The sequence below is a fragment of the Vibrio sp. J383 genome, from assembly GCF_023503985.1.
GTDB classification, from domain to species: Bacteria; Pseudomonadota; Gammaproteobacteria; order Enterobacterales; family Vibrionaceae; genus Vibrio; species Vibrio splendidus.
In genome coordinates this window covers 3,559,470-3,572,769 of the sequence record NZ_CP097293.1, presented here as the reverse complement: position 1 = coordinate 3,572,769, position 13,300 = coordinate 3,559,470, and the positions used below count along the sequence as shown (strand labels likewise).

General features: G+C 46.3%; 13 protein-coding genes. 7 read left to right on the top strand and 6 right to left on the bottom strand.

Annotation, left to right across the window (positions count from 1 at the left end):
• Window positions 1-5: 5 nt before the first annotated feature.
• Window positions 6-1,463 carry a succinylglutamate-semialdehyde dehydrogenase gene (gene astD / locus M4S28_RS16215; protein ID WP_108208182.1) on the top strand — a complete coding sequence of 486 codons (1,458 nt, stop codon included), beginning with the start codon at window positions 6-8 and terminating at the stop codon, window positions 1,461-1,463.
• A 257-nt stretch (window positions 1,464-1,720) separates the two neighbouring features.
• Window positions 1,721-2,512 (top strand): DUF1338 domain-containing protein, encoded by a 792-nt coding sequence (locus M4S28_RS16210; protein WP_249632099.1) that lies wholly within the window; start codon window positions 1,721-1,723, stop codon window positions 2,510-2,512.
• Window positions 2,513-2,695: 183 nt separating this feature from the next.
• Here M4S28_RS16210 and crp read toward each other — a convergent pair whose 3' ends face one another.
• The 6 genes from crp to M4S28_RS16180 form a co-directional block, all read right to left on the bottom strand.
• A complete protein-coding gene (gene crp, locus M4S28_RS16205) occupies window positions 2,696-3,328 on the bottom strand; it encodes a cAMP-activated global transcriptional regulator CRP (protein WP_004729651.1) in 633 nt (210 codons plus the stop codon).
• A 239-nt stretch (window positions 3,329-3,567) separates the two neighbouring features.
• Window positions 3,568-4,437 (bottom strand): phosphoribulokinase, encoded by an 870-nt coding sequence (locus M4S28_RS16200; RefSeq protein ID WP_004729650.1) that lies wholly within the window; start codon window positions 4,435-4,437, stop codon window positions 3,568-3,570.
• 77 nt (window positions 4,438-4,514) lie between these two features.
• Complete coding sequence (locus M4S28_RS16195; RefSeq protein ID WP_004729649.1) at window positions 4,515-4,727, bottom strand: YheU family protein; 213 nt, start codon at window positions 4,725-4,727, stop codon at window positions 4,515-4,517.
• 99 nt (window positions 4,728-4,826) lie between these two features.
• Window positions 4,827-5,819, bottom strand: coding sequence for a hydrolase (locus tag M4S28_RS16190; RefSeq protein WP_249632098.1), 993 nt, complete (start codon window positions 5,817-5,819; stop codon window positions 4,827-4,829).
• Window positions 5,820-6,094: 275 nt separating this feature from the next.
• Window positions 6,095-6,565: a TIGR02444 family protein gene (locus M4S28_RS16185; RefSeq protein WP_004729647.1), complete on the bottom strand. Its 471-nt coding sequence runs from the start codon at window positions 6,563-6,565 to the stop codon at window positions 6,095-6,097.
• Complete coding sequence (locus M4S28_RS16180) at window positions 6,562-8,484, bottom strand: ABC transporter ATP-binding protein (RefSeq protein ID WP_249632097.1); 1,923 nt, start codon at window positions 8,482-8,484, stop codon at window positions 6,562-6,564. The genes M4S28_RS16185 and M4S28_RS16180 overlap by 4 nt, the downstream gene beginning before the upstream one ends.
• A gap of 174 nt (window positions 8,485-8,658) precedes the next feature.
• Here M4S28_RS16180 and kefG point away from each other — a divergent pair, with 174 nt between their 5' ends.
• The 5 genes from kefG to M4S28_RS16155 all read left to right on the top strand — a co-directional run bounded on the left by kefG (window position 8,659) and on the right by M4S28_RS16155 (window position 13,288).
• Window positions 8,659-9,243, top strand: a complete 585-nt coding sequence (gene kefG / locus M4S28_RS16175) for a glutathione-regulated potassium-efflux system ancillary protein KefG (protein ID WP_004729645.1) — start codon at window positions 8,659-8,661, stop codon at window positions 9,241-9,243.
• On the top strand, window positions 9,230-11,026 hold the full coding sequence (kefB, locus tag M4S28_RS16170) for a glutathione-regulated potassium-efflux system protein KefB (protein WP_029406061.1): 1,797 nt from the start codon (window positions 9,230-9,232) through the stop codon (window positions 11,024-11,026). The genes kefG and kefB overlap by 14 nt, the downstream gene beginning before the upstream one ends.
• A 169-nt stretch (window positions 11,027-11,195) precedes the next feature.
• Window positions 11,196-11,396, top strand: coding sequence for a YheV family putative zinc ribbon protein (locus M4S28_RS16165; RefSeq protein ID WP_086048637.1), 201 nt, complete (start codon window positions 11,196-11,198; stop codon window positions 11,394-11,396).
• Between the two features lie 94 nt (window positions 11,397-11,490).
• Window positions 11,491-12,087, top strand: coding sequence for a peptidylprolyl isomerase (gene slyD, locus M4S28_RS16160; protein ID WP_249632096.1), 597 nt, complete (start codon window positions 11,491-11,493; stop codon window positions 12,085-12,087).
• 235 nt (window positions 12,088-12,322) lie between these two features.
• Entirely contained in the window at window positions 12,323-13,288 is a 966-nt protein-coding gene (locus M4S28_RS16155; protein ID WP_249632095.1) for an isoaspartyl peptidase/L-asparaginase family protein, read from the top strand.
• The last annotated feature ends 12 nt before the right edge of the window (window positions 13,289-13,300 follow it).

Sequence of the window (13,300 nt, the reverse complement as noted above, 5' to 3'; positions counted from 1 at the left end):
GAAGTATGACTCAGTGGATAGCAGGGCAGTGGGTGGCAGGTCAAGGCGACGCCATGACATCAGTAAGCCCATACAATAATGAAGTCGTGTGGCAAGGCGATAGTGCAACTCCAGCACAGGTTGAATCTGCAGTAGCAGCGGCGCGTGACGCTTTCTTAGTATGGAAAAAGATGAGCTTTGCAGAGCGTGAAGCGATCGTGTTGAACTTTGCTGAGAAGGTAAAAGAGAACAGCGAAGAAATTGCACAGATTATTGCAAAAGAGACGGGTAAACCGATTTGGGAAACTCGCACTGAAGCGGGTGCGATGGCGGGTAAAATCGCTATCTCTATTCGTGCTTACCACGAACGTACGGGTGAAGCTTCACGTGAAGCCGCAGGCAACCAAATCGTACTGCGTCATCGCCCATTAGGCGTAATGGCGGTATTTGGTCCTTACAACTTCCCTGGTCACCTACCTAACGGTCATATTGTTCCGGCACTGCTATCGGGTAATACCGTGGTATTTAAGCCGTCAGAGCAGACACCTTGGACGGGTGAGTTTGCGATGAAACTGTGGCAAGAAGCAGGCCTTCCAGCTGGCGTGATTAACCTAGTGCAAGGCGCTAAAGAAACTGGTATCGCACTGGCTGATGCTAAAGGTCTTGATGGCGTGCTATTCACGGGCAGTGCTAATACCGGTCATATCCTTCACCGTCAGTTTGCTGGTCAACCGGGCAAGATGTTGGCGCTAGAGATGGGCGGCAACAACCCGATGGTGATCACTGACCAATTTGGTGATGCTGACGCGACGGTTTATACCATCATCCAGTCGGCCTTCATCAGTGCGGGCCAACGTTGTACATGTGCACGTCGCTTGTATGTGCCTGTTGGCGAGAAGGGCGATCAACTGCTCGATAAGCTCGTTGCGGCTACCTTGAAGATTCGTGTTGATCAGCCATTCGCTGAGCCAGCACCCTTCATGGGCCCACAGATCTCTGAAGCTGCGGCTAAGTTTATTCTGGACGCGCAAGCGAATCTGCAATCGTTAGGCGGTGTCAGCCTAGTAGAAGCAAAAGCGGGTCAAGCGGCGTTTGTTTCTCCGGGTATTATTGATGCAACCAACATTGCTGAATTACCAGATGAAGAGTACTTCGGTCCATTGTTGCAAGTGGTTCGTTACCAATCGCTAGAGCAAGCGGTTGAATTGGCTAATGACACGCGCTTTGGTTTGTCTGCAGGCCTAGTTTCAACAGACGATTCAGAGTGGGAATACTTCGTTGACCATATCCGTGCGGGTATTGTTAATCGTAACCGCCAGCTAACAGGCGCAAGTGGTGATGCACCATTTGGTGGTCCGGGTGCTTCAGGCAACCTACGCCCAAGTGCGTACTATGCAGCTGACTACTGTGCTTATCCTATGGCTTCAATGGAAGGTGGTGAAACTCAACTGCCAGCGACATTTAGCCCAGGTATTGAGCTTTAGTTTAAGCTCTTAAGCTATAAGTTCATGAATCATAAGCTTATGAGCTCTAGGTTCATGAATAACAGATTCATTGGTTAATTGTGTAATAAGGAAGTGGTGTTATCGCTTCCTTTTTCCATCACGTCCAACACCTAGATTGGGCGGTAGATAATAATAGAACAAGTATGTCACAGGCTGATGGCTGCTGACTCTGTGTCCAGCCTCTCCCTCTCTAATCCAAATTACTAGCTTGCTAGAACCTCTGACAAGGAGTCACCATGACGCCCGATCTACTCTTTAAATCACTATGGGACGATTACATTCATAGGCTTTGTCCATCGGCTGAGAAAGTGCATCACTTGCTGAAAGAAGACGAAGCCCTGATTAATGATCACATTGCACTGCGTACTTTCAATGTTGCACCGCTAGGTATTGAAACATTGGCTAAACCTTTCCTTGAGTTAGGTTACAAGGCGTGTGGCGATTACTTATTTGAGAGCAAGAAGCTAGTGGCTAAGCACTACGAGCACCCAGAACCAAACCAACCAAAAGTGTTCATTAGTGAGTTGAAAGTAGAAGAGTGTTCAAGTGACTTACAACAGATCGTTGCGAAGTTGGTTGAGCAAGTAGACGCAAGTAAGCTTCAAGGTCACGAGTTCTTGTTTGGTGGTCGCCTTTGGGATCTGAGCCTCGCGGATTTCCAAGTTCTAGCAAAAGAGAGTGAATACGCGTCTTGGCTAGCGGCTCATGGTTACGGTGCAAACCACTTTACGGTGAGTGTGAACCAGCTTAATGAGTTCGATGAAGTACAGACTGTGAATGACTATTTGAGTGATTCAGGTTTCACTATCAATGCATCTGGCGGTCAGGTTAAAGGCTCTCCAGAGGTCTTATTAGAGCAATCATCTACAATGGCAGACAAAGTCCCAGTTTCATTTGTTGAAGGCAACGAGGTGATTCCTGGTGGCTTCTACGAGTTTGCTAAGCGCTATGCGATGGCGAATGGTGAGCTTTATACAGGATTTGTTGCAGCATCGGCTGACAAGATCTTTGAGAGCACCAACGGTTAAAGAAAGATATGAGCACGGGCTTTACCCTAAAGATGCGAGTACGCTTCGCTTCGAGGAAGTTTACAAATAGGATTCAGTGAGTTCTTCTCGTATCTCGCATCTGCTCTCTAGATCTTTAGAAAACAAAAAAGCCACCAAATTTGCATTTGGTGGCTTTCAAATTTTTGGCTCAGTTAATCGAGATTAACGAGTGCCGTATACCACGATAGTTTTACCGTGTGCAGAAATTAGGTTCTGCTCTTCTAGCATCTTCAAGATACGACCTACTGTCTCACGAGAACAACCAACGATCTGGCCAATCTCTTGACGAGTGATCTTGATTTGCATGCCGTCAGGGTGAGTCATTGCATCTGGCTGTTTCGCTAGGTTAAGTAGCGTTTGAGCGATACGACCTGTTACGTCAAGGAACGCTAAGTCACCAACCTTTTGGCTAGTTACTTGTAGACGGTTTGCCATTTGCGCTGAAAGGCGCATTAGGATATCTGGGTTCACTTGGATAAGTTGACGGAATTTCTTGAAAGAAATTTCAGCTACTTCACAAGGAGATTTTGCACGAACCCATGCAGTACGCTCTTGGTCTTCTTCGAAGAGGCCAAGTTCACCAATGAAGTCACCTTGGTTTAGGTAAGAAAGAATCATTTCCTTACCTTCTTCGTCTTTGATAAGAACTGCCACAGAACCTTTAACGATGTAGTACAAGGTTTCTGCCTTTTCACCAGCATGAATCAAAGTACTTTTTGAAGGGTACTTATGAATATGACAGTGTGAAAGGAACCACTCTAATGTTGGATCGGTTTGGGGTTTACCTAGAACCATAATATCTTACTTCCTCTGCAGGGTATGCTTGCCGCTTTCCGTATTTTAGCTAAGCCTGGATTGACTTGTAGGATAAGAGCACTCGTTGAGCGCTGCAAGCTATCTTGTGTTTCGTTTAAGAATAGTATCCTTTTTCAGGTACTATTTCTTGATTTTAATCGTGACCAAGCTACGATTTTTTACGCAAAATTGTGCACATGATCACGGTATGAAAAGTAATCAACCAGAATGGCGTCTTGTTAACCTATTTTTCCGGTTTCGATGAGCTGTTGTAGGATGGGCCTTACAATGAGCTCCATAGCAAAACTCATCTTGCCGCCTGGCACCACAAGCGTGTTGTGGCGTGACATAAATGAGCCATCTATCATAGCCAGAAGGTAGGGGAAATCGACGTTTTTGATACCACGCAAACGTATAACCACGAAGCTTTCGTCTAAACTTGGAATCCCTTTGGCGTTCAGTGGGTTCGATGTATCTACGGTTGGAACACGCTGAAAGTTGATGTGAGTACGCGAAAATTGAGGGGTGATGTAATTAAGGTAATCATCCATTGAGCGAACAATGGAATCCATTACTGCTTCGCGTGAGTGGCCACGATCGCGTGTGTCACGAACGAACTTTTGGATCCACTCAAGGTTGACGATTGGCACCATGCCGATCAGCAAGTCGACGTGCTGCGAGACATTGATGTCGCCATCTACCACGCCACCATGAAGACCTTCGTAGAACATCACATCGGAATTTTCGGGGATCTCTTGCCATGGCGTAAAGGTGCCCGGCATTTGATTGTAAGGCACGGCTTCATCGAAGGTATGTAGGTAACTACGGACTTTACCCGTGCCTTCATTACCGTATTGACGGAAGAACTCTTCTAATGCGCCAAAATCGTTGGCTTGTGGACCAAAGTAGCTGATGTGCTTACCTTGCTCGCGAGCCTTACGGATCTCGACATCCATCTCTGGTCGAGTGAAGCGATGGAAACTATCCCCTTCAACCCAAGCGGCCTTCACGTCCATCATATTGAACATTTTTCGGAAGGCTTCTGAGGTGGTGGTGGTGCCGGCTCCTGATGAACCCGTCACCGCAATAATTGGATGTTTAGCGGACATGACAACCCTTGTCTTTTGAGTAACTTACTTGTTAGCAATCGTTTACCACTATAACACGGCTCCTTTATGAGCGCAGCTTAGAAGCGTTTTGTGACTTGAATATCAACGGTTTCATGCAGCTCAGAAAACACGATGCTGACTTCCTTTGAGGCTAATTGATGTTTCACTTGATCAATCTTGTTTTGCAGTGAAACCTCTACGTCGCCGTAGTCTGTGCCTTCACGCAGCACGAATTCTTTAATGAGGTTTTCCAGTGTTTCTGGCGCAATGTCTTGCCATGGGATGATCATAAATACTTCTCTCTTTTATGTTCATAAATAGGTTTATTGATGTGTTGATTACTGTGTCTAGTGACGTCTACTACTCAGTCCTTAAAAAAGGCTCGGTCATTATGCCGAATCTTGGATACTTTCATAGTAAGCAGGCAACGCTTCTTCTAACCAAAACCTTGGTTTGAGCGTGCTACCGGTAATGAACCCCACATGGCCGCCTTTTTGAAACAGGCGATAGTCGATGTTGTCAGGCAACACGAACTTTGGAATTACGTCGTCTGTCATAAACGGATCGTCTTTGGCATGGATGATCTGAGTCGGTAGTTTAATCTTATTAAGTTTTGGAAGCGCTGAGCACTGAGCATAGTAGTCCTGAGCATTCTTGAACCCGTGCAGAGGCGCAGTAATCCGTTCATCAAACTCATACAGCTTGTCTATCTTCTTAATGGTTTCGGCGGTGATATCGAGCTTTTCTTGCAACAGCTTAATCTTTTTCAAGGCATTCGATTTGAGAGAGTTGAGCAGGTACTTTTTATAGAGCTTAGAGAAACCTCGCTCAATACGACTAGAGCAACAAGCCAGATCAAAAGGTGCAGAGACAATCGTCGCCGCCGACAGCAATGGGTCGTCCGCGTACTCAGCCAAATAGTTCGCCAGCATGTTACCGCCCAAAGAGATACCAACCGCTACCTTAGGGTTATTGGGAAACTGGGCGTGTAGATGTCTTAGGAAAAAGCGCGCATCTTCGACTTCACCTGAATGGTAAGCGCGAGCCAAGCGATTGGGCTTTCCGCTGCAGCCTCTAAAGTGCATCATTACTGATAGCCAGCCATCTTTAGCAAAGGCATTCATCAGTCCGTTGGCATAAGGGCTTTCAAAGCTTCCCTCTAAGCCATGGAATAGAACGAATATCGGCTTGTTACTTCGAGCCTCATTACTTGGGGTGTCACCCTCTGGCGATTCGCTCCAAGCAAGATCGAGAAAGTCACCGTCGGGTGTTTCTAAGGTTTGCCATTGAGGGTCAAACAATGCCTGCTTTCTAATAAATCGTGGCACTAAGGTTTGTAAGTGCGGATTCGATAGGCCAGCGGCTGCGGTAAATATTGTCATAAAAACAGTCCATGCTTATTTATGGGCTTTGAAAAGTGTTGAGCTTTTTAGTGAAACGCCCACGTTTTTATTTGAGCTTGGTTGATTCTCGGCATAAGCGCAAGGGTTTCACTGATACGGGCTACAAAAACAAGGTGTAGGTAACTGATTGAATATTGTCGAGATTGAGCTTCAAATATATGGCCAGTCATGCGCGCCACTCTCGTGTGAAAACGAAGAGCGATACCACCAAGGTAAGCTTGGATCTTGATTGAAGATAAGAGAAAGGAAACGCGTTAGGGTTGAGGTGCTGGTTCAGAAAAAGCGTCGTAGAGGTTTTCAGCCCCTAATAAACGACAGTATTGAAAAGCGAGTGGTGATTGCTGGTTAGCCGTAAGCTGAAGAGAATTAATGCAGTCGACGAGATCAGATTGCTGTTGCTTCTCTAACTGCAGTTCAAATTGGAGCGCTTCACGGTAGAGGGAATCGACGACTTGAGGTTTGAGATGCTTACGCAGCTCTCGATAGCTATGAAGCAGGGTTTCAGAGCGGCTTAAGCACTGTTGTACCTTGTGCCACTCTTCTTCGGCAAAAGACAATTGCTGCTCATCAAGCCATTTGAGAAGCAGCAGTAGATTGACGTTGCCGTGGAACTGGTTTTGCAAAGCTAGGCACGCATCCTTTACACCGCGCACACTGTAATACTGAAGGCTAAATTGCCATAGTCGTTCCAGTGTTAGTGATATTGGGGCGTGCTCTGGGCTCATAAGCTATCCATATCCTGTTCCATCTGCTCAAGCTCTTCTTGAGTGGACATCCAATCCATTTCAACTTCTTCTAGCTGTGACTTACTTCTCGCTTGGAGAGCGAGTACTTTATTCAGTTTAGCCTTATTTTCAGCTTCATACAGTGAAGTGTCGGATAATTCTTGCTCAGCTTCTTCGAGAGATAGCGTTAACTTATCCATCTGCTTTTCAAATTGAGTCAGCTTTTTACGAAGTGGTGCCGTCAGTTTACGGAACTCTGCTTCTTTACGTTTCTGCTCTTTTTTCGCTGCTGCACTGTTGGCTCCGTCTTTTGCTGGTGCCAATGCTTGTGCTTCTTTGCGCTCAACTTTCTGTTGTTCGGTTAGCCACTTGTAGTAATCGCTTAGGTCACCATCAAACGGTGCAACTTGACGGTCGTGCACAAGGTATAAATCATCAGTAGTCGCACGAAGTAGGTAACGGTCGTGCGATACGATAACCATTGCGCCTTCAAATGTCTGTAGGGCGAAGGTCAACGCCTGACGCATGTCGAGATCCAAGTGGTTGGTTGGTTCATCGAGTAGCAACAGGTTTGGTTTTTGCCATACCAGTAGCGCTAATACCAAGCGCGCTTTTTCACCACCCGAGAATGGCGCCACCTTGTCGAGTGCTTTTTCACCTTGGAAGCCAAAGCTACCTAAGTAGTCACGCAGTTGTTGCTCGGTGTGTTTCGGCGCAATTTGCATCATGTGCTGAAGTGGCGTTTCTTCTGGGTGCAGCGTCTCCAATTGATGCTGAGCGAAGTAACCCATCTTAACGCCTTGCGAATAGCTCAGTTCACCGCCTTGCTGTTTCAGTTCACCTGAAAGTAGCTTGATTAGCGTTGATTTACCGGCACCATTTCGACCAAGCAGACCGATGCGGCTGCCGGGTACTAGATTTAGGCGAATCTTTTCTAGAATCAGATTGTCATCATAGCCCGCTGATACTTCATCCATCATCATGATTGGATTTGGTAGCGCGTCTGGCTCTCTAAACTCAAAGCTGAATGGGTTATCAAACTGAGCGGGCAACACTTGTTCCATTTTCTCTAGTGCTTTAATACGGCTTTGCGCTTGGCGAGCCTTTGATGCTTTGTAGCGAAAACGGTCAATGTAGCTCTGCATGTGAGACATTTGTTTCTGCTGCTTTTGGAACATTGCCTGCTGCAGGATTAACTTTTGCGCTCGTTGGGTTTCAAACGATGAGTAGTTACCGGTGTATTCATTGAGCTGCTGGTTTTCAACATGCACAATGCGGTTGACGATAGGGTCTAAGAAGTCTCTATCGTGCGAAATAAGAACGAGTGTGCCTGGGTAGTTTTGTAACCAGCGCTCTAGCCACATTACTGCGTCTAAATCCAAGTGGTTGGTAGGCTCATCGAGTAGCAGTAAGTCACTGCGACATAGAAGGGCTTGCGCTAAGTTCAAACGCATACGCCAACCACCCGAGAACTGGGTTAGGTTCCATGTCATTTGCTCTTGGCGAAAGCCTAGGCCATCCAATAACTCGGCAGCACGTGCTTTGATGCTGTAACCACCAATGGTTTCAATCTTGCCGTGGATCTCTGCGACTAATGTGCCGTTGTCGGCCTGTTCTGCTTTCGCCAGTTGATCTTCAAGGCCACGGTATTCACGGTCGCCATCAATCACGTATTCAATGGCTGTTCTTTCTAATGCTGGTGTTTCTTGAGCAACCCAAGCCATTTCCCAATGAGCTGGTTTACTGAACGAGCCAGCATCAATAGACAGTTCGTCCTTGATTAGGGCGAACAGCGTAGATTTACCACAGCCGTTTTTACCAACCAAACCGATCTTGTCGCCAGGATGAAAAGTCGCAGATGCTTGGTCGAGGAGTGGCTTACCACCGCGGAGCAATTGAATATCAGAGAAAGTAATCATAATTGAAATAGCATAGAAATTAGAGGTGAACAGACGCCTGCATAGTAGGCTGAAACCAGATAAAAGTCGATCACAATGCAATTTGCGTTATGATGCCAATAACATATTAATAACTTTTGCTTAAATTCTTGTGGCCTTGCCACCGTTTAGCCCTCAAAGGAATGTTTCAAAGGAATGAGTAATACTCCCTCGACAGACAAAGCCGTGCCAAAGGTGTTAATAATCTACGCACACCCAGAGCCGCACACCTCTATTGCTAATCAAATGATGGTTAAAAAGGTCGAGTCGCTCGGTCATGTCAAAATTCACGATCTCTACGCCATCTACCCAGACTTCTTTATCGATGTGCCTTATGAGCATGACTTACTCCTAGAGTACGATGTGATTGTGTTCCAGCATCCTCTGTTTATGTATTCCTGTCCTTCGTTATTGAAGGAGTGGTTTGATCGTGTGTTAGGAAAAGGATTTGCATTCGGTGAGCAGAGTGCGCTTAAAGGCAAACACTGGCGCAGTGTTATTACTACCGGTGGTAAAGAAGAGGCGTTTGGAGCCGCTGGCTATAATAAATATCCATTACAAGAGATCTTGCAACCATTCGAGCTAACTGCTGCTTTGTGTCAGATGCACTGGATATCCCCCTTAGTTTTACACTGGGCGAGAAATGTTTCAGATATGACGCTTTACCAACACGCAGAAGCGTATCGAAATTGGCTGCGAGACCCGCTACAAGATATAGGGGCGAATGATGGCTCTGACTAATGATTTTCTACAAAGTAGCGTTATATTTTTAGCGGCTGCTGTGGTTGCGGTTCCTATCGCGCAGCGAGCTGGCTTAGGTTCAGTACTCGGCTATCTATTAGCTGGCGTGGCGATTGGCCCGTGGGGGCTTGGTTTAATCAGTGATGTCGAGGCGATTCTGCACTTCTCCGAATTCGGGGTGGTGCTGCTGCTTTTCCTGATTGGCTTAGAGCTTAACCCTAAAAAACTGTGGCAGATGAGGGCGCCTATTCTCGGACTCGGTGGTGCGCAAGTGCTGATCACCACCTTGATTATTACCGCCATCGCCTGTTTGTTCGGATTAACATGGCAAACCAGCCTCGTAATAGGTATGGGTTTGGCGCTGTCTTCGACAGCCATAGCCTTACGTGTTATTGAAGAGCGAGAGCTCGGTGGTAAAGAAGCGGGGCAATCCGGCTTTGCAGTATTACTTTTCCAAGATATTGCCGTTATTCCAATGCTAGCGATGTTGCCTCTACTTGCGGGTAATACGGGCGGCAGTTGGGCTGACATGCTGTGGATGCTAGGTGGTGTGATTGGTTTGCTTGTCGGTGGTCACTTCTTATTGAGGCCACTGTTCCGATACGTAGTCATGAGTGGCGTACGTGAGCTGTTCACGGTCGCAGCGCTGTTATTAGTGATTGGTATTGCCGTGATCATGCAACAGATAGGTTTGTCGATGGCACTGGGTACTTTCTTAGCGGGCGTACTTCTGGCTGAAAGTGAATATCGACATGAGCTTGAAATCGCCATAGACCCATTCAAAGGGTTACTGCTTGGTCTGTTCTTTATCTCTGTGGGTATGGCGGTAAATCTAGGTTTACTGGCAGAAAGTCCATTCGCAATATTGATCGCGGTGTCGTCTCTAGTCGTATTGAAAGGCTTAGTGCTATATGCGCTAGCTCGTATCTTTGGAACACAGGCAAAAGCGCGCAGCCGTATGGCGATGATTCTCAGCCAAGGTGGTGAATTCGCTTTCGTTATTTTTACCGCTGCGAGTGCACAAGGCATCTTAAGCGGCGACCAAGTGTCGTTCTTACTGGTTGTTGTGAGCCTTTCTATGGTAACCACGCCATTGATGCTTAAGCTGCAAGATCGCTTCTTTGCTCGTCAACTCAATCAAATCAGTGAAAGCGCGATGTCTTCTGATGTGGTTGATCGCAGCCCTCGAGTGATTATTGCGGGCTTTGGTCGTTTCGGTCAGATCATTGGACGTCTAATGTATGCCAATAAGATTCGTATCACCGTTCTTGAAAGTGATGCCAGCCAAATCCATATACTTAGAAAATTCGGCTACAAGGTATTCTACGGTGACTCAACTCACCTTGAACTATTACGAGCTGCGGGAGCTGATAAGGCCGAAGCTATTGTGCTGTGTACCGACTCTCCGGACGAAATCATGAAAACCGTGGATTTGTGTAAGCAGCATTTCCCACAGTTGAAGATCTTAGCGCGTGCTCGAAGCCGTGTTGAAGCGTATCAATTACTTAACCATGGTGTAAGCAACTATTCTCGTGAAACTTTCCTTGGGGCTCTAGATTTAGGTCGTCAAACATTGACTGAACTTGGTATGCATCCATATAAAGCGAAGCGAGCAGAAGCACATTTTAGGAAATTGGACAATGGTATGCTCAAAGAGTTGCTTCCTCAGCATAGCGAAGATGCCGAGTTAGCTCAGAGAGCGAAAGAGGCTCGTAAAGAGCTTGAAGAGATCTTTGGGCATGAGATGGAAAATGATCACCAATCTAGAAACTATTGGCAATAGCCTTAGCTTAGAACTTAGAACTTAGAACTAATCGCTTGAGCTTAGCTCTGTAGTTGTTCTAAAAAACTGTAACTTAAAGAACCAATCTAATAATAAACGCGGTCTCTGCTTAGTCTCGAATAGAGCATGTGGGAAGAACTGCGAATCCAGAGTAGTAAAGGATATGAACGTGAAACAGAAAAAACGCTTTATCGCAGGGGCGAGCTGCCCAAGCTGCAAGACTCAAGACACACTCCGCTGGTGGGTTGAAAATAATATCGAGCTGGTGGAATGCGTCGATTGTGACTTCACTGAGCAGCGTAAACCGAAAACTGTAGAGAAATCTGAACACGCGAATCAAGAAATGATCGGTATTTTTAAGCCAGAATGATTGAGTTTCGTTAATTGATCCCCATAATATCCCGGTACAGAATTTTTCCTAAGCTCAACTGTTCGAGCTTAGTCCAAACCTCCTTGGAGCTCTCATGAAAATTGAAAAGAACGTAGTAGTTAGTGTTGCATATCAAGTGAAACTTGAAGATGGCGTAGTAGTTGACCAATCAACTACAGAAGCTCCACTAGATTACCTTCACGGTCACAACAACCTAATTACAGGTCTTGAAAAAGAGCTTGAAGGCAAAATAGCTGGCGACAAGTTCTCAGCAACGGTTACTCCAGAAGACGCTTACGGCGAGCACAACGATGACTTAGTTCAACGTGTTCCTGCAGACGTATTCCAAGGTGTTGAGCAAATCGAAGTTGGCATGCGTTTCCTAGCGGATACTGACCAAGGTCCAATCCCAGTTGAAGTTACTGAAGTAGATGGCGACGAAGTTGTTGTTGATGGTAACCACATGCTCGCTGGCCAAACTCTAACGTTTGACGTTGAAGTTGTAGCCGTTCGTGAAGCGACTGAAGAAGAAGTTCAACACGGTCACGTACACCAAGAAGGCGGCTGTGGTAGCCACGGTCACGATCATGATCATGACCACGAAGGCGGTTGTTGTGGTGGCGAAGGCCATGACCACGCTGAAGAGAAAAAAGACGGCTGCTGCGGCGGCGGTAGCTGTGGTTCTCACTAATACCGAATTAACGGTTTAGTTTAAGAATATTGAAAGCCTCCCTTGTGGAGGCTTTCTTCGTTTAGGAGTCTCGCTTTTTGAGCTGACTTTTAATCTAGCGAACTCAGTGTCTGCAAATCTAAGTGTCCGCAAATCTAAGCATTCGTAAAGAGTTTGGTTTTCGCTATCAGACATCAAACCATGAATGTGGTATTGATAGCACAACATTATAAGACGACGTCAGTGGAGATTTTGCATGTCACAGCCTTTTTCAATTGCCATTCATGGTGGTGCAGGAACTATCTTGCGAAAGCAAATGAGCGATGAATTAAAAACGGGTATTACCGAGGCTTTGGAGAAGTCGGTTTTGGCTGGCTATCAAGTTTTGCAATCGGGTGGCGATGCGCTGGATGCAGTGGTTGCGTCAGTCAAGGTGATGGAAGACAGCCCGCATTTTAATGCCGGTAAAGGCTCGGTTTTAACTCATGACGAATTTGTTGAGATGGATGCTTCTGTGATGCACGGTCGCGAAATGGATGCGGGTGCTATTGCAGGTGTCCGCCATATCAAAAATCCAATTGAGCTTGCGCGTGATGTGATGCTTAAAAGCGATCATGTGCTGCTGATTGGTGAAGGCGCAGAGAAGTTTGCGTTTGAGTATGAGTATATCTTCACCGAGCAAGATTACTTCTTTACTGAGCGTCGTTATGACCAACTTCAGTCGATGAAAGAGAAAGGTATCTTTGCTTTGTCTGAAGCAAAATACGATGAGCAACAAGCTCAAAAATATCCAGATGATAAAAAGTACGGCACGGTTGGCGCGGTAGCGTTAGACCAAGCCGGTAACTTAGCTGCAGCAACCAGTACCGGTGGCGTGACCAATAAGAAGTATGGTCGTGTGGGAGATTCTCCAATTATCGGTGCAGGCACTGTTGCTGAAAATGGCAACGTGGCCGTATCAACGACAGGAATGGGCGAGTTCTTCCTACGTAAAATGGTTGCCAGTGATGTGGCAGCTCGAATGCGTTATCTCAAAGAAGATGTGCACACGGCTTGTGAAACGATCATTCAAGGTGAATTGAAAACCATGGGCGGAGAAGGTGGTTTGATTGCTATTGATGGCCAAGGTGATATCCACTTCGGTATGAACAGTTCAGGGATGTATCGTGCGAGTGTTGATACGAACGGTTGCGTGGAAGTGAAGATTTATGCCGATGACTAAGCTTGTATTGGC

Bases quoted from the DNA above. Each gene is read 5' to 3' on its own strand.
- astD (WP_108208182.1), top strand. From the start codon at position 6: ATGACTCAGTGGATAGCAGGGCAGTGGGTGGCAGGTCAAGGCGACGCC.
- M4S28_RS16210 (WP_249632099.1), top strand. From the start codon at position 1,721: ATGACGCCCGATCTACTCTTTAAATCACTATGGGACGATTACATTCAT.
- crp (WP_004729651.1), bottom strand. From the start codon at position 3,328: ATGGTTCTAGGTAAACCCCAAACCGATCCAACATTAGAGTGGTTCCTT.
- M4S28_RS16200 (WP_004729650.1), bottom strand. From the start codon at position 4,437: ATGTCCGCTAAACATCCAATTATTGCGGTGACGGGTTCATCAGGAGCC.
- M4S28_RS16195 (WP_004729649.1), bottom strand. From the start codon at position 4,727: ATGATCATCCCATGGCAAGACATTGCGCCAGAAACACTGGAAAACCTC.
- M4S28_RS16190 (WP_249632098.1), bottom strand. From the start codon at position 5,819: ATGACAATATTTACCGCAGCCGCTGGCCTATCGAATCCGCACTTACAA.
- M4S28_RS16185 (WP_004729647.1), bottom strand. From the start codon at position 6,565: ATGAGCCCAGAGCACGCCCCAATATCACTAACACTGGAACGACTATGG.
- M4S28_RS16180 (WP_249632097.1), bottom strand. From the start codon at position 8,484: ATGATTACTTTCTCTGATATTCAATTGCTCCGCGGTGGTAAGCCACTC.
- kefG (WP_004729645.1), top strand. From the start codon at position 8,659: ATGAGTAATACTCCCTCGACAGACAAAGCCGTGCCAAAGGTGTTAATA.
- kefB (WP_029406061.1), top strand. From the start codon at position 9,230: ATGGCTCTGACTAATGATTTTCTACAAAGTAGCGTTATATTTTTAGCG.
- slyD (WP_249632096.1), top strand. From the start codon at position 11,491: ATGAAAATTGAAAAGAACGTAGTAGTTAGTGTTGCATATCAAGTGAAA.
- M4S28_RS16155 (WP_249632095.1), top strand. From the start codon at position 12,323: ATGTCACAGCCTTTTTCAATTGCCATTCATGGTGGTGCAGGAACTATC.